A 15,712-nucleotide genomic window follows, 5' to 3' on the forward strand; every position below is an offset into this window, starting at 1 on the left:
TTTACCGGGGCGACGTTGGTCGCCCCACACAGAAAGTATAGCCGCTCTTTATGAAGCTCAGAGTTCCTGTGTAACCTTATAACTCAATTACCGGAATGCCTGGGTTATGCTTCATCATTAACTCGCCAGCTTTTCTGGATTCTTTTCTTGCTTGCTGCTTAAAGAATTCGCTGCTGTTTGTGACATATTTAGGCGCAAGAATAATACCTGCCACTTTTATTTCCCTTGTCGCTGGCAGACCAGGGTACAGGCTAATATTTGGACGCCCGATAACGACGATTTCGTTATAATAAGAGCTATTCGTCTGAGACAGGATTTTACGGGGATCTACAATTTTATTATACCCTCCCTCGATATTCTTCGATGGTTTTTTGGCTTTACCGCTGAAGATGCTATCAGACAATGCAGATTTATCAAAGATACGTTGATTTTTCATATCAACACCGGCATGGTTTGGAAACCAGGCATCGCGCGGGAACGTACCTAATATATTCTGGGTTGGCACTTCTAATATAAAACCGGCTTCGAAAAAAAGCCCTGTGGCGACATGCCCCCTTCGGGCAACGGCACCGAAGTTCTTTTTAAGTGCTTTTAAATCAATGAGGGATGTCGACACTATATCCCATGTTTTGAACACAGACTGTGCATCCTGAGTGAGCAAAACACTATTATTCAAATACTGCGTTCTCACGGTATGGACAAGCAACAGGTTTTTCTTATCTCTTGCTTCCCATTTTTTAAGCTCAGCTATATTTATTTCACCCTGCGTTTTAATTTTTTTATTACCAAACATATTACTACTCCTTGAAATATATTTATTCAGTTATCATAATAAAAACAACTGACATATTCATAACTTCACATTGCGATACTGTTACAGTGCATATTGTGAAGCTGTCACTGCTTCGGACATTGAATTCATGCAAAGTTAAAATAATGATATGCCCGCCAACAACACGTAACTTGTTTGATTTCCTTGTTAGATCTGGATCTAGTTACCCTAGGGGCTTTATCAGCATCCATACGATGAAACGCTAGTGTTTCATTATCTCCTGACTCCCGATATAAAGCATATAATTTTTGCACATGAGTTATTAACTTTCTGAAAAATAGATCAACACTACAATCCCTGATAAAGTTTCAGCATTTATTGTTTCAGCCAACAATATCCCAATTCTTCATGATATTACTCCGGAGATTTACATAAATATTATTAATATTCCCCGACCAGAGTGACCCCCGAAAATTTACGTTCTGAAATGACGACTGAGAAAAACGATTGAGCCACTGGGGATTTAATTTTCCACCACCAGACTTGAGTGAAACCCCGCTATCATCCATTCGATTTACGGCACCCACTACAGTTGGATGAAATCCCATTTTTAGATAAAATCCCTGACTGTCGTCCACCGCCACCAGTGAGGCTTGTTCAATCTTCAATTCGAGCCCATATTTTATCGCAGCGAATACTAAAATCTGTCCTAACCCAACAAATTGGTTAGGATTTTCCTTGGTGGGGGTATTGGTATTACCATCGACGTATATTGCTGATATATACAAAAAATCTTTTTTTCCTGATTCACATTGCACAGAACAACGACCCGCAGCAACATCCTGATATGCTTGCGTAAGCAACGAAAAATTCATGGCATTATGGTCATAATCCGGCGGTGATTCCACATCCTCTGACAACGTCATTATTAATGGTTTTTTACCTTGCGGATACTTTTCTATAAAATGCATATTTTCCGTACCTCTCCTGAACGATTAGCCTGATGAATTACTTTCGAATATTTGACTACAGATGTACTATTAATGAAAAAAAATTAATTGTTTTTTAGAGTCTTCATAGGCAGCGATGATTAAGCAATAACCGAGACTTTAAATTTTTTTACCTTTCGCTAATTCAACGTGATACTGGCAGCATTTAAGGCATCTATTCTCTGTGAGATTTGTTTTATCAGGGCGGGGTTAACCTGACGGTTATTCTCCCTGTCCTGTTGAATCGTCCACAATAATGTTTCCGCGCTGGTTCCGTTACGTTGCAGATCCTGGCGTATCTGATATACCGCTGTTTTCAATTCCGACACAGTCATATATTGGCTGTGTTTTTTTTCGGCATTCAGTAAGCGTGCTTCAAGCTCATCAAGATGTTTATTAGCAAGAACGACACCATCCAGCGCCGGGATATCTCCCGCCTTCTCATCCATTGTGCGCTGCCATTGCGCACTGTATTCATTGCCCGGATAAGCTTTTTCCAGATGGTCAGATAATATTTTTCCTTGCCGCAGCAGCACATCGGAAGGTTGTGCGCTCAGCCAGCCCAGCAAGGGCGCAGCATGGGTTAACACCGCCGTTTTCTGTGCTCGCAATTCGGGTTCCTGCGCCATACGCCAGACCTCATCCAGCTGACCTTCACTGTGTTGCAGTGCCAGTAACGGAGCACTCAGTTTTTCACCGAAACTCAGCGACTGCGCAGAAAACCAGATACCGGCTGCGACAGCACATATCGCGATACCCGCCGCCATCCCGCCCAACGCCCACAAAAGCGGATGCCGACATGGCGCAGACTCCAGACAGATTTCTGCAGGTTCTGCATCCGGCAGCATTTCGGTCACCAGCGCTTTTTTCTCGCTGATGACTTCAGGCGCTGGCTCCGGAACAGGCTGCAAGGCTTTCACTGGTTTTGGCTGCAACGGATAGGGCACCGACCGGCAGCGAACCTGAAGAAAATAATGCAGATTGTTCAGAGAATCATGGCTTCGTGATTGCAGGTTTTTAGACTGTCCGCACAGCACGCCAATACTTTTTTCAACCAGACGCATTTCGCCACTGTTTTCCGGGCCATATTCCAGCGTATAGATATGCGTCGCCACATTTGCATTGAACCAGTCCATCAGTTGCTGACGTTGCTGTACCGCCGCGACAGGTGGCCAGCAACGCTGGCTGTTGTGAGCAAATGCTGTGGAAAGCAGATCAAGTGCCAGCGCCAGCCCTTTCCAGCTTTTAAGCCGCAGGTTGATCAGGCAAAACCACATGCCACTTTGCAGGTCATAGCCATATTCATGGAACAGCTGAAAACACTTTTCCTCCAGCGCATTCCAGTCCAGCCTCGCAGGAATGGTGCCGGTCAGCGGACTGAGCTCGCTGCTCAGCAGCAAAAACGACTTGCTGAGGCGCGGATCGTGCCCGTTGATTTTTAGCGCCCGAAGATTCACCCGGTTTTTCATGGTCAGTCTTTCCCTGTCGTTCAGGCGGGTTGTTTCGCCGCAGAGCGTTTCACTGCTGGCTGTTTGGTCAGTGTGAGCTGATCTTTACTGACACTAATTTGCAGGCGGATATCAGCTTTACTTTCAACTGCCAGCAGACGGTCAGTCAGCAATGGCAGCAATTCCCGGTTCAGTACGGCATCAATTTCGCGCGCCCCGCTTTGTTCCACCTGACAACGGCTGGCCATGAACTCCACCACTTTTTCACTGTAAGTCAGCGCAGAGTTGCCTTCACCCGCGGCGATAAAGCGTTTGCACACTTTATCGAGTTTGAGTCGGATGATTTTGGCCAGCGTTTCGCCCACAACCGGCAGATACGGGATCAGTTGCAAACGTCCCATCAGCGCAGGACGGAAGAATTTGTCGAATTCAGGCCGCAACAACCGGGTCAGCGCATTTTGATCGGTGCTTCCGGCTGCGCAGGCGGTCATCACCAGATCGCTTGCCAGGTTGCTGGTCAGAATAATGAGCGTATTACGGAAGTTAATCAGCTGACCTTCGGCGTCTTCCATCACGCCTTTGTCGAACACCTGATAGAACATTTCCATCACATCAGGGTGCGCTTTCTCCACTTCATCAAGCAGCACCACGCTGTAAGGGCGACGGCGCACCGCCTCGGTCAGCACGCCGCCCTGACCATAGCCGACATACCCCGGCGGCGATCCTTTCAGTCCGGACACCGAATGCGCTTCCTGATATTCAGACATATTGATGGTAATCAGACTTTGTTCACCGCCGAAAAGTAGTTCGGATAAGGCCAGCGCCGTTTCTGTTTTACCAACGCCGGAAGGCCCGGCCAGCATAAAGACGCCGGTTGGCTTAACCGGATCAGCAAGATTGGCGCGGCCGATGCGGATTTGTTGTGCAATTGTCGCTAATGCATGGGATTGCCCAATCACCCGGCTTTCCAGCCGCGCGACCAGATCACTGAGCTGTTGCTGCTCTTTTTCCACCATTCTGCCCAGCGGAATACCTGTCCACCCGGCGATCACATCCGCCACACAGACCGCATCTACGCAGTCATAAACCAAAGCATGGTCTTTATGCATCTCCGCCAGTTGGGTACGCAGTGCAGCGATCTGCGCCACATCCTCACACGCGGTGATCTGCGCCACCAAATCTTGCTGTTGCCGCCAGACGGGCAGCAGTGTCTCTAAGTTCAGGGTAAGTTCGCTTTCACGCTGATCCAGCCATTTCAACCTTGTGGCGTTATCTCCTTCTTCGAGCAGGCTTTCACGTTCGGTATGAATGTTGCTGAGCAGCGCGTTGAGATCTTCGATCTCCTTAGGCTCATGGCATTGCGAAATCGCCACACGGGCACAGGCGGTGTCCAGCAGGCTGATCGATTTGTCCGGCAGCTGACGGCCTGATATATAGCGGCTGGACAAGCGAACGGCAGCCACCAGCGCACTTTCGAGGATCTGCACGCCGTGATGCTGGCTCAGCGCCGGTTTCAGCGAGCGCAGCATGGCGGTGGCAGTTTCTTCATCCGGTTCCGCCACTTTAATGACCTGAAAACGACGTGCCAGTGCGGCATCTTTTTCAAAATACTTTTTGTATTCCGCCCAGGTAGTGGCTGCCACCACGCGCATTTCTCCTCGCGCCAGAGCAGGTTTAAGCAGGTTTGCGGCATCGTTTTGCCCTGCCTGACCACCAGCACCAATCAGCGTGTGAGCCTCATCGATAAACAGGATCACCGGAGACGGATATTCTTTGATTTCTCGTAACAGCGTTTGCAGACGATTTTCAAATTCGCCTTTGACGCTGGCACCGGCCTGTAACAGCCCCATATCCAGCGATAAAATTTCCATATTCTTCAAGGCTTCCGGCACGCTGCCTTGCGTAATACGCTGAGCCAGTCCTTCGACCAGCGCCGTTTTCCCTACCCCCGGCTCACCGGTCAGCACCGGATTGTTCTGGCGACGACGCAACAGCACATCAATCAGCTGACGAATTTCCTGTTCGCGTCCGAGTGCCGGATCAAGCGTCGCCTTGCGCGCCTGTTCGGTCAGATTACGGGTGAATTTCATCACCGCAGAATCCGCGTTATGATCCACCGGCGCGGCTGCGCTGGCACCGGCATTGTGCACACAAGCGTCACGCAGTAACTGATCGGCGCGATCCGCCTGACACACCAATGCCTGCTGTAGCGCGGGACAAAGGTGCGTCTGAATGTCTTTTTCATTGGCAATCAGACTGCCGAGAAACGCCTGTACCGGAAGCTGCATTTGTTGCCAGCAAGTGCTGGCATGAAGCCAGGATTTTTCCAGATGCTCCACCAGTAATTCCGATAACACCGGACTGCGCGTATTGCCGCTGCGCTGCTGATTCAGGCTGGTTTTCAGTGCATCGACCAGCGCATCGCCGCGCAACCCTGCATTCAGACAGAGTTGCTCAATCATGGCAGGCTGACGCGTCACCACCGCCAGCAATAAATGCTCGACTTCAACTTCATGATGCGTCCGGCTTACCGCCAGACTTATCGCCGCATCGAGGCATTCACGAGCCCCGACATTCATTTTTTCTACAATTTTCTTCAGGTAGTTACCCATAAGTCATCCTGTTTAGTTTTCTCAACCGGGTCTTAAGCAGACACTCAGTGACAATCGGTGATACTGACCGGTAACTGCGAGAACCCACTGTTCAGCGCCGCTGGTCGTTGCTTTTCCGCTTTTTTGCTACGGGCATCCTGTTGCGCATCCGCATTGTCATTCAGTGCCTGACGCAACTCCTGCCACTGCTGCCAGGTATCCTGGATCCGGTTTTGCGCGCCAGCCTGATAGCGCACCATCACTTCTTTAATGCCCAGCGAAGCCAGCTGCGCGGCGTCATCCGGGAAGTCATCGGCTTTAAAGCTGTGCTGACCATTGGTAAAATCTTCCAGGAAATCCGGCCAGGCGGCATCGCCAAAATATTCATAAGTCAGGTCAAAGCCCGGGAAATTAATCACCAGAGATGCACGGCTACAGTGCCCAGCCCGCCAGCGGAATGGCGCCTGTTCGCTGAAGTTCATGCTGTTAAGTTTCCATTGCTGCTCATCGCAAAACAGCGTCAGCCGGGTGCCGGTGGGCATCAGACGCGCGCCGCCGGGAATGGTGGCAGGCTGACTTTTCAACGTCAGTTCCAGCGTTTTTGTCTCCAGTGCGGCCAATTGTGCTTCGAGCTGAGTTTGTTCTTCTTTCAGCGCGGCCAGTGCATCGTCGCTGCGGGTATTCTCGCGCTCCGGCATCGCCAGTACGTCATCGGGGCGCAGCACGTGATTGACCATCCGCAGGAACTCCGGTGTCAGACCCGGCGTTTGCCCGCTGAATTCACCCGCTTTCGGCCCGCTGTCATCAACCACCAGCACGCTTTTCGCCGGTCCGCGAATAAAGTCAGACAGATACTGCCAGGCCAGATCTTGCTGATCCTGATACTCAAGACGACTGGCGTTATTTTCCATCGGCCACAGCACGCGGCTCTGCCATTGCTGTTGCAGCCAGCAGCCAGAACGCTGCATGGCATGCGCCACCAGCCAGCGGGAATCGTTTTGATACAGTGCCCACACCGCGTCAGTTGCGAAATCAGGGCGTTCCGTCGAGAGGCTTTTACGCAACACGTTAAAGCGGCTTTCGAGCAGCTGCAGAGGATTACTGTCACCCTTCTCACCGGTCTGGAACAACCCGCGGGTCAGCCGGTCACTGTTTTTCGGCGTGGCAAAAACATCCGCGACTGCCGCGTGCAGACCGGCCTCCCAGGCATTCCAGTTCTTCACGTTGAGTTCAGAAATTGCAGGCGTCTGCGTTTTGCTATCGAGTTTCAACAGTGCCAATATTTTCTGTTGCATGGATTGCTGCAGTCTGCTGAAGCGCGGCATCAGCGCGCCGGGTAACGGCGTAGTTTGCAACTGCTGCAGACGGCGAAGCTCGCGCAGCCAAAACTGTGCTTGCGTTACGCTGATATCTTCCAGTTGCTCATTCGCATACGCGGCAAACTTCATCGACGGACTGTGCCCCTGATCAAGGGCGATCAGCGTGGCTTGCCACTGCTCATCAGCCAGCACGGGGGCAGGTTGCTGGTTCATGGCCAGCATCATCTTCATCCATTGTGTCTGACGCAGGATCGGCCAACGTTGCTCAAACGCGGCCAGTTCCGGCATCGGGGTATTGCCGCCCGCCAGGCGAATTTCATCCAGCCAGTGCTGAATTTCAGCGGTGCCCTGCAACGTCCACAGACCGCTGAGGTAAGTTTTATCGGCTGAAGCAGGCAGGAAATCGGTCAGATTCACCGGCGTCAGATCTTCAGACGGTGCCACTAACCACTCAGTTTGCGGATCACTGTTCACCAGACGGCCCAGCAATTCACGCAGCACGGTAAGTTGTTCTTCGCCACCGGGCTGTTGCAACAAAGCTCGCTGCAGTACCACATCTTGCGACGGTGGCAAGGCAAGCGTCGCCCCGGTCAGGCTAAGTTCAGCGGGAACAGGCTCCCGCGTCATCAGTTCACTTAACGGCTGCTTTTCCCACATGGCCTGCTTAGTGATCAGAGTGCGTGCCAGCGTAAGGATCATGGTTCGTTTTTGCGGCGCATCGGCCTGTTCAAATTGTTCCTGATACTGGTCAGCAATCTGGCGGATGTTAATGTTATCGCGTGGCGTTGCCGCCATGATGCTGGCTTCAAGTTGCGCATGACGCTGGTTGAGCACCGGCACAAAAGGCAGATAACGCACGGGTGTCTTGCTCCAGCCTTCGATATTTTCCAGTTGCTGAACCTGTGCCATGACATCGGTTTTTCCGGGTAAGACATCCGTCAGATTGTGGACAAAATAGCCGCTCACCAGCACATATAAGACCGCCAGTGCGCTGAAAGTCAGCATCCCCCATTGCTGCAGAAAACGCCGGCCAAACCCGACTGGCATGACTTCACGCTGACGGCTTAATATCGGTAAAATCCGCGTCATCAGATCATGGACAAAGACGGCCTGACGCGTGGCACTGTTTTTACTGACCGGCTCCGTAGCGGTAAACCAGATCCCGCCTAACTCCGCCGGTTGAAAGTACGCATCCGGTTCGCACAAGGCCGCCAGATAGCGTTGCAGCGCGGGTTGTAACTGAGGCAACCGCTCCGGAAAGTCCATCAGCGACAGCGTCTCGCCTCAGGTTCGCCACCGGAAAGCTGGCTGACCCGTACTTTATCCAGTCCGTCTTTCACGCAGGTAAAAAGGGGATCCAACAGCGCCGGATCTTTACCATCTACGACCGGAGAATGGCGCCAGTAATAACCCAAAGGCTGCTGACGCTGGGCTGGCGAGAGTTTGTTAGCCCAGTGACTGAACCCGGCTACGCGGTCGCAGCAGGTAATGAACAGGTACACCGGCAGACGGCGTCTGACTTTATTGACCAGCGGTTCGATTTGCGTGCGGATATGTCGCGCATGCAGATGCAACGCAGCTTCATCTTTTTCGAGCAGTTCGGTGACAGAAACGCACACCACTATTCCTGCCGGGGCAGGCAAACGACCACACCAGTTCACCAGCCGCAGCCAGCCACGTTCAAAGGCGGGCGTTTTACTCAGAAAATGGCTGGAAAGATCCAGAAAACCTGCTGACCGGAAAAACCACCAGCGCAGGGTGCGCGTCGGCACCACCAACGAACTTTCCGGTTCATTAGAAAACAGAGGCAATCCGGCGCCCGCCATCAGGGTTGTTTTGCCGCTTCGCCCGCCCGTCAGAACAAACCAGGGAATGGGCTGCTTACGTCTTCTGATGCGTTTAATCACCGCCGCACCCGTTTTCCAGTGCTCGGATAATACATATTCCAACCGGGTCAGCTTAAATTTCGCTTTCAGGGCTGCAATATATTTCGCTTGTGTAATCCCTGAAGAAAACCCCCAAATGAAGCGGACAATTAAAATTGTCAGGATCACAACAAACCACATCATAAATGCATAAATAATTTCCCGCCCGAGAACAGAGGAGACTACCAGACAGATAATAAATAACACGCACAGAAACAAAGCCCACGCGACAAAGGAAGTTAATTTTTTCAACATAATATTATCCGATAAACATCCCTAAGCCAGCGAACCTAATCAACACATAAATAACGACGGGCAATGAGAGTAATAACCACTTTCGTTGACGGAATTTTTTAGGCACAGCACTGTTTTTTTCGATGCCTCCGCCGTCCTGCTCAACCAGCAGGGCATCATTCGGCCACTGACGCCAGGCCTCTGGCAGACACTGACGTTCATCATCGATACGTTGCTGCAATAACGAAGCGTCCTGATGAGTATATTTACCGTGAAAACCCATCAGCAGGCAGAATAAATACACCATTCTCAGAGAAACATTTTCTTTATCTATTGCATCAAGCCTGACAAAAAACTCCTCACCGCCGACAGAAATATCAAAATAATATTTTTGCAGCAACTGACTGCGCCAGTCTTTCACCCAGACTGCCTGTGAACGTAATACCCGCTCATCAATCCAAAGCACGACCGCGAAATAGGCCTCTTCACATTCCTGAGGTTCGTGATGGCGTTCTGACTCATTTAAAGCCTGCTGTAATAACGTCATGCATTTTTCACGAAACCCGGCGTAATCCGCATAATCCCTTGGATTAACAAAGAACGCGGTGACATGTCGGAACAGCGGCAAATAACAATTCAGTAAAGTCATCATGACGGCACCACAAAAATAATCTGTACCTGAAGATCGTCAGGCATATCCGGCCAGTAAAAGGCAATGCTGTTGTGCTGGCCGGCTTTACGCCATAAATCGCTGTCTTGCTCAACCATGAAATAATGCGAGTCGCTGCGGTTAGGCACACCACGCGGCGGCTGAGGACAACGCGTCACCGGGATCCCCGGCAAGGCATGCTGGATCAGCGGTTCAATCATTTTTGGCGATGCCAGTTTGATGCCGCCCGGATTTTTGACCTGACGGTTTTCCATCGGCATGCTGGCTGAACGTAAAAGCAACAGCACCATTTCGGCATCTTTACTTTGTGTAGTGTCGAAATCGCCTATGAACACACCCTGCTGATCGTTCTCTAGTGTGATGTAAGTGTTGTCTTCGAGAACCAGACTGTTGAGCAGAGTAATCAATGTCTTACGCGCACTGTCAAAACAGCTCAGCAGATCATTATGGTTATAGGCCTGTAGCGGATTTCCCCCATCACGCCATTCACCAAGGAAGGAACAACTGTCGTTGAAGGAGGAGAGTTCACCGACCAGCTGGCACAATACGTTATATACCTGCCACGGATGGATCTGACGGGCCTGACAAAAGCTTTTCAGCTGAGGTAGCACGCGGTTCAGCGAACGCATAGCCAACAGTTGAGTCACCTGATCACCACGGTCTGCGTCACTGACCAGACGTTCAGAGCGCTTATATTCCTCAAGTTTTCGGGCACGGGCACTCATTTCAAAATAGAGTGTTTCGATCAGTTTACCAAGGCTGTTCGATCCGAAAAGCGTCACCGCAGGCGGCGAAAATGCCGGATCAATAATCACGCTTTCGTTTTCATAACGCAGCCGGGTGAGTGGAATACACTCACAGTCAACGGCATCGGCTTTTTCGACATCGGTCAGCAATCTTACGTTGTAACAAAGGCGCGCCACCGTCGCGTCGGGAGCATGATCATAGACATCTTTCATCACCAATTCTTCGCTGGTATTTATCCAGCGGGTGACCGCACGGTCATGCTCTTTCTCCAGCGTCGTGACATTACTGTGTAAAGGATCGAACCGGCGCAGCGCCAGCCAGAGTGTCAGTGGCTGATCACGCTGCTTCCAGATATCGCGAAAATTGCGCTTTTCTACCAGGCTATTACCCGGTTGCGACAGCAACGTGCCGCCGGGTAAAATACAACGGATCTGCTCAACGCTGATGACGTAATCGCTTAGCGCCGCCTCATTAATCGTCAGCTCAACCAGCCCGTAATTATAGGGTTGGGCAAGGCGCAGGTGTTCAGAAAGACTCCATTCATAATGCAGGTCAAGTGACTGAAAATGCTGGGGCTGAAGATAAAGCCCTGAGTGCCAGTAAATTTGTTGTTGTTCCGGATACATTAACGTTTTTCTCCGTCAGTGGCGGGAACATCTGCGCTGACGATACTTTCACTGCCCAGGGTTACAGACAGGGTAAGCGGTGTTAAATGTGCCTGCCAGACAGGTTCCCACCAGCCGGTGCTGGTGGCTTCAACCGGCACCGCTATGCTGACCATGTGTTTTTTTAACGGGAAGGGGTAATAACCCGCCACCAGCGCCAAATTGCGGGTATCCCTTGCGCGATCGACATGCACGATATTGGTCTGGCCTGGCATCATGACGTAACGGTCTACCTGCAGAACGTCACCTTCACTGCCCGCACCGGCAAACAAACTTTTCAACGTGGCAGGATTACCCAGCAATTTCTCCAGAGCCGGTTTGTCTTTCGCCTGCAACAGCAACACCGTGCAACTGTTAGGCATCTCATTGACAGTGTTCAGCCCCGGTTCAGCCCGCAGTTGCAGGGTAATTGCACCGTTTGCAAAAGGCGCAGGTGCCTCATCCATGGCTTGCTCACGTCCCTGGTCATTGTCTGAAACGCAACCTGCAAGAAGCATTGCGGCCAGCATCAGCCCCGCCCTTTTTTTACCCGTCATTCTCTTCCGTGCCCTTTCAGTACATTGTTGATATCGCGCATGCTGCTGTCATCCTGCAACATTTCCTCCAGCCACTCGGTCAGAGTCATTCCTGCCCAGCGTGCGGCCCGTTCCATCAAGAAAGGCACCGGGCTGGAGGGCTCGGTCTGGCGAAAGAAATGGGCAATGGTCAGCATTTGGCTGATAGCCAGATCCCGCGACATGGTCTGTTTATGGGTCGTGTTCATCAGTGAATTAACGTCGCTTTCCTGTTCATCGTCATAAGGCGTTAATACGTTAAGTGTCATCACGTCGTCATAGGCGGGTGCCGCACGATCAAACAGGCGCTTCACGAATTCCTGCATTTCGACGGTCGCACTGCGCGTCTGCCCCATTGCCACCGAATCTGCCTGTGGATTGAGCTGACCGTAGGTCGTTTCCAGCGCGTCCAGTACGGCGACCATCTCACTCAACATGTCGCTTTGCGCGGCGACTTTTTGCGGGGCCAGTGCAGCGGCCCAGCGGTTGAATGTTTCCATCGAGAAATCGTCATCACTGCCCGGCACTGCGGCGCTGTCAGGTTTCATGGTGATGCGATGCTCATACGCGAGAACTTTCCGCCAGTGATCGAGCGTGCTTTCCGCCTGACCAAATAAAGGATGGCATTGCAGCAATTGCGCAAGCTGACGATCCAAACGATTGATCATACCGTGGCGGATAATCGCACCATCGTCATCCAGTGCCGGCCACCCGCTCTGCCAGTAGCGTTGAATAAAGGGTGTCAGAAAACCGATCCCGGCGAGCAAACCATTGAGCCCATGCACCTGGCTCAGGCCTTCCGTCAGCCAGCAGGCGACCTGAAAATCCTTACTATCCTCTTGCAATACCTTTGTGCTCAACCGGACGACTTTGCCCCAGTCAGCCTTGCGCAATTCAGTCGCCCATTCGCCCTGTGGCAAATAATCAGGATCGCTTTCCCTCGCCTGGCGGATATCGTCAAAGATCTGCTCATATTCCATATCACGGCCGGCAGGCTGGTCGGCATCGAGAGGCGCCAGCAGGGGCTCAAAGTTCATTATCATGTCAATACGCTCTAAGAAATCAGGACGGTCGGACAACCCGCAACAATGGTTCCGCCATGCGCGGTGCTGTCGCCCATACGCGCTGCAGGTTTTCCGCCGATAAGCACTTTGCTGCTGCCCATCACTACCGAATCCGGTGGCCCGACGCAGACCGCCATCGATCCCATTGTGGCGGCGGGCATCCCGCCGATCAGAACAGTTGGTGTACCCGGTGTTGTTACCGGCCCGCCAACGTGCGGAATGGGCGGCAAACCCGGCGTGACCATCGGGCACACATGCATATCGCCTACTCGGGCAGCGGGTTGAGCCATCAGTTAACGCTCCGTGAAGCCAGCCATTCAGCCAGCAGGATTTGCGCGCCGTTGTGCGGCGGGGTATCTGTTGCTATCGCCACACTGAGTAATTTCAATGCGCAGTGCAGCATCAGCCGTGACAAATGGGGTTCGGGATAAACCGCTTCGAACTCTGCGGCCGTCATACTGCCCTTCATCCAGAACAGCGATAGACCTAGGGCACCGGCCGGAGTATCAAATCCCAGCAATTCGGCCTGCTGGAAAATGCTAAAACGCAGTGCCTCATCGGGTGCGCTCAGCCACTGGCTGATGTCGCTGCTACAGTTTTTCACCGCTGTGTCCTGCGATCCGGCGCGACTTAACACCTGTTGCAATGCCCAGGCCATCAGTTTTTCTTGTGGCTCTTGCGCCGCCAGGCAGGCCAGTGCATCTTCCCATTGCCCTGCCTGCATCAGACGCATGGCATTTTCAGCGGTGCTTTGCAGCGGGTTATGCGTTGCGAGCGCCTCTGGCGAGAGTAATTTGTCTTTCATTTTATGTTTGTCCTCAGCCAATCATCGTCACGCCGCCCTTGATCTGGGTCATACCACTACCCTGAACAGTGACCATCGCACCTTTAAGTTCTGCCGTCCCCTTGCCCTCGATTTTGATCGTGGTTCCGCTGAGCGTAATACCGGAAGGAGAAATTGAGATTTTGCTGCTGCCAACTTTGAATTCGATCGTCTGGGTGGATTCAATGACGCAGGCTTTATCCGCTTTAACGGAACTCCCGCCCCCACTGATTTTTAACTGATGATCGCCACCGCTCAGGCTTTCCTGCAGGTTGCCTTTTATGTCCAGGCTGTAATCGCCCTGTTTAAGCGTCAGGGATTGGTTGCCCTTTGTTATTTCGGTGGTGCGGTTTTCACCGATGGTTTCCGTGACATTTTTAGCAATGTCGGAAATCACATCGTTTTTTACCGTCAGCAACAGATCGCGTTGCGAGGTGATGATCAGCCGTTCTGCGCCTTTTTTATCGTCAAAGCGCAATGCATGCCCTTCTTCTACACTGGCGTTAAGCGAACTGCGTGACACGAATCCGGCGTGATTTTTTTCTTCCGGCAAGCTCAGCGGTGGTTTGTTTTGACCATTAAATACCGTACCGGTCACCAGTGGATAATCCGGGTTGCCCTGCACGAAACTGACCGTGACTTCGCTGTTGACGCGAGGCAGGAACACGGCACCAAAGCGCCCGCCAGCCCAGGGTTGTGAAACCCTTACCCAGCAGGAACTGCCGTCGTCGTGTTTGTTTTCCCCGTCCCACGGGAACTGAATTTTGATGCGACCGTATTCGTCTGTATGGATTTCTTCTGATTTGGGACCGACGACGACTGCCGTGAGGATACCTGCGATTTCAGGCTGTTTCGTAAGACACGCGGGACGCCAGGCGAGGCTGTCTTTCAGCACGGTGAGTTCGCAACTGAAATCAGGGCCACTCTGGTCAATGCTGCTGGAAGCCTGCATATGTACAGACTTAATACGGTAATCGCCCGGGCATGAAGGGTGAGCGCTCAGATGGAATTTATCGCCACAGCCTAGCCACCAGATACTGGCTTCCGCGTAGAACTGCTGGTTGTCTGACTCAAGCTGTTCCATTTTCAGCCGTGCGCCCGATTGCAGCAATTCACGTTTTTCATGGCCATCAGTGTCAACATAGCTGACACCCGGCACCGCATATTCAGCCACCACGGCCTGAGAACCGCCTTCAACACTGGTCGCCTGGACCATGTTAAAACCCTTCAGCAATACGGATGATGCCGCAAGAGAAGAGCACGCCACCCAACTCAGGATCCCGACACCATCACCCCGCCCTGCCTGAGGCATAAAGGGCAGTTCTGCCGTTTTGCCGGTCTGGTGGCTGGAAGGATGATCGGCCAGCACCAAGGTGTGTTGTCCGGCGTCGTGCTGGAAGTAGTAATAAATGCCTTCCTGCTCAAGTAAACGGCTGATGAAATCAAAATCGGATTCACGATACTGGATGCAATATTCACGCGGCGTATATGTTCCGCGCAAGCGTAAATCAATGTGATTAATATTCTGCTGACGAAGCAGCTTGCACACTAAATCCGGCACGGTAATATTTTGAAAAACCGCCAGATTACGCCCCAGACGCAGCAGCGCCATACGCGGCTCCAGCGTGCCAGTGAAAGTGCTGAGGCCATCGGCATTGTTGTCTTCTTTGATGTTCGTCAGCACGCCGTGAACGTAGCGTTTTTGATTGCCACGACCAATCTCGCAGGCAATTTCATGCCCCAGAAAACGGCCCATCTGCCCGGTAATTAACGATGTACGAAACTGAATCTGATAGCGGAAGGTGTCAGAAAACTGCTCATCACCTTCGATATGCATCAACGTTAGTTGATCCGCAGCGTTCCCAACAAAGCGGATAAACCGGTTGTCTTGCCCCAGTAAGTTTGACATGT

Annotated in this window: 13 protein-coding genes; all 13 read right to left on the bottom strand. The window is 51.8% G+C overall.

Annotation, left to right across the window (positions count from 1 at the left end):
- Positions 1–76: 76 nt before the first annotated feature.
- The 13 genes from EC840_RS05645 to tssI all read right to left on the bottom strand — a co-directional run bounded on the left by EC840_RS05645 (position 77) and on the right by tssI (position 15,710).
- Entirely contained in the window at positions 77–793 is a 717-nt protein-coding gene (locus EC840_RS05645) for a hypothetical protein (protein WP_132964343.1), read from the bottom strand.
- Between the two features lie 362 nt (positions 794–1,155).
- Positions 1,156–1,743 (bottom strand): GNAT family N-acetyltransferase, encoded by a 588-nt coding sequence (locus EC840_RS05650; protein WP_132964345.1) that lies wholly within the window; start codon positions 1,741–1,743, stop codon positions 1,156–1,158.
- A gap of 158 nt (positions 1,744–1,901) precedes the next feature.
- Positions 1,902–3,230 carry a VasL domain-containing protein gene (locus tag EC840_RS05655; RefSeq protein ID WP_132964347.1) on the bottom strand — a complete coding sequence of 443 codons (1,329 nt, stop codon included), beginning with the start codon at positions 3,228–3,230 and terminating at the stop codon, positions 1,902–1,904.
- Between the two features lie 20 nt (positions 3,231–3,250).
- Positions 3,251–5,821 (bottom strand): type VI secretion system ATPase TssH, encoded by a 2,571-nt coding sequence (gene tssH, locus EC840_RS05660; protein WP_132964349.1) that lies wholly within the window; start codon positions 5,819–5,821, stop codon positions 3,251–3,253.
- Positions 5,822–5,865: 44 nt separating this feature from the next.
- A complete protein-coding gene (locus EC840_RS05665) occupies positions 5,866–8,367 on the bottom strand; it encodes a hypothetical protein (protein ID WP_243701023.1) in 2,502 nt (833 codons plus the stop codon).
- Positions 8,368–8,384: 17 nt separating this feature from the next.
- The gene (locus tag EC840_RS25455; protein WP_243701024.1) at positions 8,385–9,068 is read right to left on the bottom strand and encodes a type VI secretion system protein; all 684 of its coding nucleotides are present in this window, start codon (positions 9,066–9,068) and stop codon (positions 8,385–8,387) included.
- 235 nt (positions 9,069–9,303) lie between these two features.
- On the bottom strand, positions 9,304–9,930 hold the full coding sequence (locus EC840_RS05670; protein WP_129638818.1) for a DotU family type IV/VI secretion system protein: 627 nt from the start codon (positions 9,928–9,930) through the stop codon (positions 9,304–9,306).
- Complete coding sequence (gene tssK / locus EC840_RS05675; RefSeq protein WP_132964351.1) at positions 9,927–11,321, bottom strand: type VI secretion system baseplate subunit TssK; 1,395 nt, start codon at positions 11,319–11,321, stop codon at positions 9,927–9,929. Before tssK ends, EC840_RS05670 begins: the two co-directional genes overlap by 4 nt.
- A complete protein-coding gene (locus EC840_RS05680; RefSeq protein WP_132964353.1) occupies positions 11,321–11,896 on the bottom strand; it encodes a type VI secretion lipoprotein TssJ in 576 nt (191 codons plus the stop codon). Before EC840_RS05680 ends, tssK begins: the two co-directional genes overlap by 1 nt.
- The gene (gene tssA, locus EC840_RS05685; RefSeq protein ID WP_314720941.1) at positions 11,893–12,951 is read right to left on the bottom strand and encodes a type VI secretion system protein TssA; all 1,059 of its coding nucleotides are present in this window, start codon (positions 12,949–12,951) and stop codon (positions 11,893–11,895) included. Before tssA ends, EC840_RS05680 begins: the two co-directional genes overlap by 4 nt.
- A gap of 17 nt (positions 12,952–12,968) precedes the next feature.
- A complete protein-coding gene (locus EC840_RS05690; RefSeq protein ID WP_112286583.1) occupies positions 12,969–13,268 on the bottom strand; it encodes a PAAR domain-containing protein in 300 nt (99 codons plus the stop codon).
- The gene (locus tag EC840_RS05695; protein WP_129638822.1) at positions 13,268–13,783 is read right to left on the bottom strand and encodes a hypothetical protein; all 516 of its coding nucleotides are present in this window, start codon (positions 13,781–13,783) and stop codon (positions 13,268–13,270) included. The genes EC840_RS05690 and EC840_RS05695 overlap by 1 nt, the downstream gene beginning before the upstream one ends.
- 13 nt (positions 13,784–13,796) lie before the next feature.
- Positions 13,797–15,710 (bottom strand): type VI secretion system tip protein TssI/VgrG, encoded by a 1,914-nt coding sequence (gene tssI, locus EC840_RS05700; protein WP_129638823.1) that lies wholly within the window; start codon positions 15,708–15,710, stop codon positions 13,797–13,799.
- Positions 15,711–15,712 lie beyond the last annotated feature (2 nt).

Source organism: Rahnella sp. JUb53 (assembly GCF_004346065.1).
GTDB lineage: Bacteria > Pseudomonadota > Gammaproteobacteria > Enterobacterales > Enterobacteriaceae > Rahnella > Rahnella variigena.

Bases quoted from the DNA above. Each gene is read 5' to 3' on its own strand.
- EC840_RS05695 (WP_129638822.1), bottom strand. From the start codon at position 13,783: ATGAAAGACAAATTACTCTCGCCAGAGGCGCTCGCAACGCATAACCCG.
- tssA (WP_314720941.1), bottom strand. From the start codon at position 12,951: ATGAACTTTGAGCCCCTGCTGGCGCCTCTCGATGCCGACCAGCCTGCC.
- EC840_RS05670 (WP_129638818.1), bottom strand. From the start codon at position 9,930: ATGATGACTTTACTGAATTGTTATTTGCCGCTGTTCCGACATGTCACC.
- tssI (WP_129638823.1), bottom strand. From the start codon at position 15,710: ATGTCAAACTTACTGGGGCAAGACAACCGGTTTATCCGCTTTGTTGGG.
- EC840_RS05680 (WP_132964353.1), bottom strand. From the start codon at position 11,896: ATGACGGGTAAAAAAAGGGCGGGGCTGATGCTGGCCGCAATGCTTCTT.
- EC840_RS05650 (WP_132964345.1), bottom strand. From the start codon at position 1,743: ATGCATTTTATAGAAAAGTATCCGCAAGGTAAAAAACCATTAATAATG.
- tssK (WP_132964351.1), bottom strand. From the start codon at position 11,321: ATGTATCCGGAACAACAACAAATTTACTGGCACTCAGGGCTTTATCTT.
- tssH (WP_132964349.1), bottom strand. From the start codon at position 5,821: ATGGGTAACTACCTGAAGAAAATTGTAGAAAAAATGAATGTCGGGGCT.
- EC840_RS05690 (WP_112286583.1), bottom strand. From the start codon at position 13,268: ATGGCTCAACCCGCTGCCCGAGTAGGCGATATGCATGTGTGCCCGATG.
- EC840_RS05645 (WP_132964343.1), bottom strand. From the start codon at position 793: ATGTTTGGTAATAAAAAAATTAAAACGCAGGGTGAAATAAATATAGCT.
- EC840_RS05655 (WP_132964347.1), bottom strand. From the start codon at position 3,230: ATGAAAAACCGGGTGAATCTTCGGGCGCTAAAAATCAACGGGCACGAT.